This window comes from Mesorhizobium sp. M2A.F.Ca.ET.039.01.1.1 (assembly GCF_003998035.1).
In the GTDB taxonomy this organism is placed as follows: Bacteria; Pseudomonadota; Alphaproteobacteria; order Rhizobiales; family Rhizobiaceae; genus Mesorhizobium.
Window position 1 is genome coordinate 1 of sequence record NZ_RZRY01000564.1, and the last position, 4,149, is coordinate 4,149.

The window sequence follows — 4,149 nt, forward strand, 5'->3', positions numbered from 1 at the left end:
GAACAGCGCGATCCCCGTGATCGTCACAAGCTCCGCAATCGTCCAGGCGATGCGCCCTGTCCCGCCGCTAAGCGCTTGTCGCGCCTCTGCAATGGAATCGTGCTGAAACCAGGCGAGCAGCGCGCCGAGCGAGAAGCCGTAAAGGCAACGGATGAAGCCGAAGTCGAAGGACACGTCCATATGACGCGTCGAGACCGCGAGCAGGAAAAGCGGCGCCGTCACCGCGGCGGCGACGAACCATGTCCAGGCGCGCTGGCCAGCGGCGAAGACGACGGCGGCAAACAGCAGATAGGTGAAGAACTCGGCCGAAATGCTCCAGCTCGGCGCGTTCCAGCTCAGATGATCCTCGACGCCCATGCCCTGCAGGAGGAAGAGGTTGGCGATCAAGCTTTTCAGGTCGAAACCGGCGGTGAAGGGTGCGGGACCCGTTCCGTGCAGCGCCGGCAGGACGAGCCGCAGCGCCTCGAAGCCAGCGAAAGCGGCAAGCATCATAAGATGCAGCGGATAGATGCGGCCGAAGCGCACGAGCGCGAAACGCGCAAGATCGTCCGGCTCGTTCAGGCGGCCGCCATAGGCGCTGGCGATGACGAAACCGGAGAGCACGAAGAAGAAATCGACGAACAGATAGGAGCCGCCGACAAACGCGCTTTGCGAAATCATCGAGGTCGTCGGGAAGTGGAACAGCGCCACCAGCAGCGCGCAGATGCCGCGCCAGGAATCCAGCACCAGAAAGCGCTCGCCGGCCGCCGTGCCCACACGGGTCGCCGCTGGTGCGGGCGCAAGGTTGAGCAGAGCCGTCTCAGCCATAATGATACAGATCCTGTGTTGCCCTGGCACTCGCCGAGCGCCGCGCCGTTTCCGCAAGCTGTGACTGGCATGTTGCGTGCCGGTTCTGTAGTTGTGGCTGCCCCGATGCAAACCGAGGACCCGTAATGGCGAACCTAGAGATCGACCACGCGTTCACCGCCCGCTCCAAGACGGGCGCGTCGTTCGAGCCGACCTATGCCGGCGCGCTGTCGTTCATGCGGCGCAAATATACGAAGGACGTGAAGGGCGCGGACGCCGTGGTATGGGGCATTCCTTTCGACGCCGCCGTCACCAACCGGCCTGGCGCCCGCTTCGGGCCGCAGGCGATCCGTCGCGCCTCGGCGATCCTCGACAACGATCCGCAGTATCCGTTCTCGCGCGATCTGTTCGAGCATCTTTCGGTGGTCGACTACGGTGATTGCCTGCTGGACAGCGGCAATCACCACAAGACGCCCGGCACGATCGAGCGCGAGGCGGCCAAAATCCTGAAATCAGGCGCGTTCCTTTTGACGCTCGGCGGCGACCATTTCGTCACCTGGCCGCTGCTCAAGGCGCATGCCGCGATCCACGGGCCGCTGGCGATGGTGCAGTTCGACGCGCATCAGGACACCTGGCCGGATGACGGCAAGCGCATTGACCACGGCTCCTTCGTCGCCCGCGCGGTGAATGAAGGCATCATCGACCCCGACCGCTCGATCCAGATCGGCATCCGCACCCATGCGCCGGATACGTTCGGCATAAAAATCCTCTACGGCCATGAGGTCGAGGAAATGCGCGCCTCCGACATCGCCTATGCGATCGTCGACCGCACTGGCGGCAAGAAGACCTACCTCACCTTCGACATCGACTGCCTCGATCCGGCCTTCGCGCCAGGCACCGGCACGCCGGTGGCAGGTGGCCCGTCATCGGCCAAGATGCTGTCGACGCTGCGTCAACTCGGCCAGGTCGATGTCGTCGGCGCCGACATCGTCGAGGTTGCGCCGGCCTATGATCATGCCGATATAACGGCGATCGCCGGATCGATCATCGCCATGCACTATCTCGGCCTGTTGGCGGAACGAAAGGCACGGGCGGAAGAGTTGAACAACGGCAATCATGCCGCGCTAAATCATGCTCACGGCATATGACATTGGAATCGCAGGGAATTTGGTAAGCGATGAAACCGAAAATCTTCATTGACGGCGAACACGGAACGACGGGCCTGCAGATCAGGGCGCTGCTCGCGGACCGCGGCGACCTGGAGATCATCTCCATCCCGACCGAGCGCCGCAAGGAGACCGCCGCCCGCGCCGAATTCCTCAACGCGGCCGATGTCGCGATCCTTTGCCTGCCGGATGCGGCGGCGAAGGAAAGCGTGTCGCTGATCACGAACGACACGACCAAGGTGATCGACGCCTCGACCGCGCATCGCGTCGCCGAGGGCTGGGAATACGGCTTTGCCGAAATGGACAAGGACCAGGCGAAGAAGATCGCCAGCGCGAAGCGCATCGCCAATCCGGGCTGCTGGCCGCAAGGGCCGATCGCCACGCTGCGGCCGCTGGTCTCCGCCGGCCTGTTGCCGGCCGATTTTCCGGTCACCGTCAACGGCATTTCCGGCTATTCCGGCGGCGGGCGGCCGATGATCGAGGACTATGTCGGCAAGGGTGAGGACGCGCCCGAGTTCCTGCCCTACGGGCTGACGCTGCAGCACAAGCATGTGCCGGAGCTCCGCGCCTATGCGAAGCTGTCGCACGACCCGATCATGCAGCCGGCGGTGGGTAATTTCGCGCAGGGCATGATCACGGTGGTGCCGCTGCAGCTCCGCGGTCTCGACCGCGTGCCGACCGGCGCCGAACTCCACGCGGCGATCGCCGACCATTATGCGTCGATCGACGGCGGCGTGGTCGAGGTCGCGCCATATACCCACATGGAGCGGATCGCGGAGATCGATCCGGAGATCTATAACGGCACCAACCGGATGAAGGTCTATGTGTTCGCCAATGACGAGCGGGCCCAGGCATTGCTGATGGCCGTCTACGACAATCTCGGCAAGGGCGCGTCGGGCGCCGCTGTACAGAATCTCGACCTGATGCTCGGCATCAAGCACTGAGCGGCGATGCAGGCGTTTCCAGAGCGCTGGAAGGTCGGCGCTCCTGAGCTCATTGCCGGCCGTCAGCTTCTGACGTTTATCTCCGTCGGCAGCGGATAGGCGCCCTTGGTGCCACGCCAATGCGCGGTGGCGAAGCCGAGCAGGACCAGCGCGATCGCCTGATGCGTCAATGCCATGTGCAGCGGCACCTGCATCAGCAGCGTGCCGATGCCGATCGAGGCCTGGAGGACCACCAGCGCGAAGAGAAGCGTGGTGCGACGGGCATGGGTGGTGCCGGGCTGGCGCCGACACGTGGCGATCATATGCCAGAGCGCCACGAGAAAGACCGTATAGGCGCCCAGTCGGTGGACGAACTGCACCGTCTTCGGATTCTCAAAGAAGTTCAGCCAGGCGGGCTTCAGGAGAAGCAGATCGGAGGGGATCACCTTTCCGTCCATCAGCGGCCATGTGTTGTAGGAAAGACCGGCGTGAAGGCCAGCGACCAATCCGCCGAGATAGATCTGGATTAGCGTCAGGAACACGATGAAGCCGGCGAGCCGCTGTGTCGAGCGGTCGGCGGCAGGCTCCGAATGCGGCGCCAGGCCTCGCGCGACCGCCATCGTGGCGGTGAAGATCAGCGCGGCAAGCGTCAGATGCGTCGCCAGGCGGTACTGGCTGACCGAAACGCGGTCGACAAGGCCGGAAGCCACCATCCACCAGCCGATGGCGCCTTGCAGTCCGCCGAGCGCCAGGATGCCGATGAGCTTCAACCCAAGGCCGCGCTCGATGCGGCGCGTTGCCCAGAAGAACAGCAGCGGCAGGGCGAAGACCACGCCGACGCTGCGCGCCAGGATGCGGTGCGCCCACTCCCACCAGAAGATCGACTTGAAGTCCTCGAGGCTCATGCCCTTGTTGATCTCGGTATATTGCGGGATCTGCTGGTAGCGCTGGAACTCTTCCTGCCATTCGGCGTCGTTGAGCGGCGGGATGACGCCATGGATCGGCTGCCACTCGGTGATCGACAGGCCCGAGCCGGTGAGACGCGTGGAACCACCGACCAGAACCAGCGCGAACAGCACGAACACCACGACGTAGAGCCAGCCGCGCACCAAAGCGCGGTTATGGAGGTCTCGGTCGCGTGCGGCATAGGGGGCCGTGGCGGTGATTGCAGCCATGGACGTTTTCCGGCAGTTGAAACGCTGGAGTGGTGGACCAAGGCTCGCGCCGTGGCAAGGCTGGACAGCGCGGCACGCCGTCGCGCCGGGCCGCGGCGG

Annotated in this window: 4 protein-coding genes; 2 read left to right on the forward strand and 2 right to left on the reverse strand. The window is 64.4% G+C overall.

Going from position 1 to position 4,149, the window contains the following annotated elements; all coding sequences use genetic code 11:
- A partial coding sequence (locus EOA24_RS29300; protein WP_133374663.1) for an acyltransferase occupies positions 1-807 on the reverse strand: 807 nt, incomplete at its 3' end.
- Positions 808-932: 125 nt separating this feature from the next.
- On the opposite strand from EOA24_RS29300, the gene speB reads away from it, so the two are divergent.
- Together speB and argC are read left to right on the forward strand one after the other, a co-directional pair.
- Positions 933-1,934, forward strand: coding sequence for an agmatinase (speB, locus tag EOA24_RS29305; RefSeq protein ID WP_126082868.1), 1,002 nt, complete (start codon positions 933-935; stop codon positions 1,932-1,934).
- A 29-nt stretch (positions 1,935-1,963) separates the two neighbouring features.
- A complete protein-coding gene (gene argC / locus EOA24_RS29310) occupies positions 1,964-2,896 on the forward strand; it encodes an N-acetyl-gamma-glutamyl-phosphate reductase (RefSeq protein ID WP_126082869.1) in 933 nt (310 codons plus the stop codon).
- A 62-nt stretch (positions 2,897-2,958) separates the two neighbouring features.
- Here the strand turns inward: argC and EOA24_RS29315 are convergent, their stop codons facing one another.
- Positions 2,959-4,050, reverse strand: coding sequence for a COX15/CtaA family protein (locus EOA24_RS29315; RefSeq protein ID WP_126082870.1), 1,092 nt, complete (start codon positions 4,048-4,050; stop codon positions 2,959-2,961).
- Positions 4,051-4,149 lie beyond the last annotated feature (99 nt).

Excerpts from the sequence above, each read along its gene's own strand:
- speB (WP_126082868.1), top strand. The coding sequence starts at position 933 with ATGGCGAACCTAGAGATCGACCACGCGTTCACCGCCCGCTCCAAGACG.
- argC (WP_126082869.1), top strand. The coding sequence starts at position 1,964 with ATGAAACCGAAAATCTTCATTGACGGCGAACACGGAACGACGGGCCTG.
- EOA24_RS29315 (WP_126082870.1), bottom strand. The coding sequence starts at position 4,050 with ATGGCTGCAATCACCGCCACGGCCCCCTATGCCGCACGCGACCGAGAC.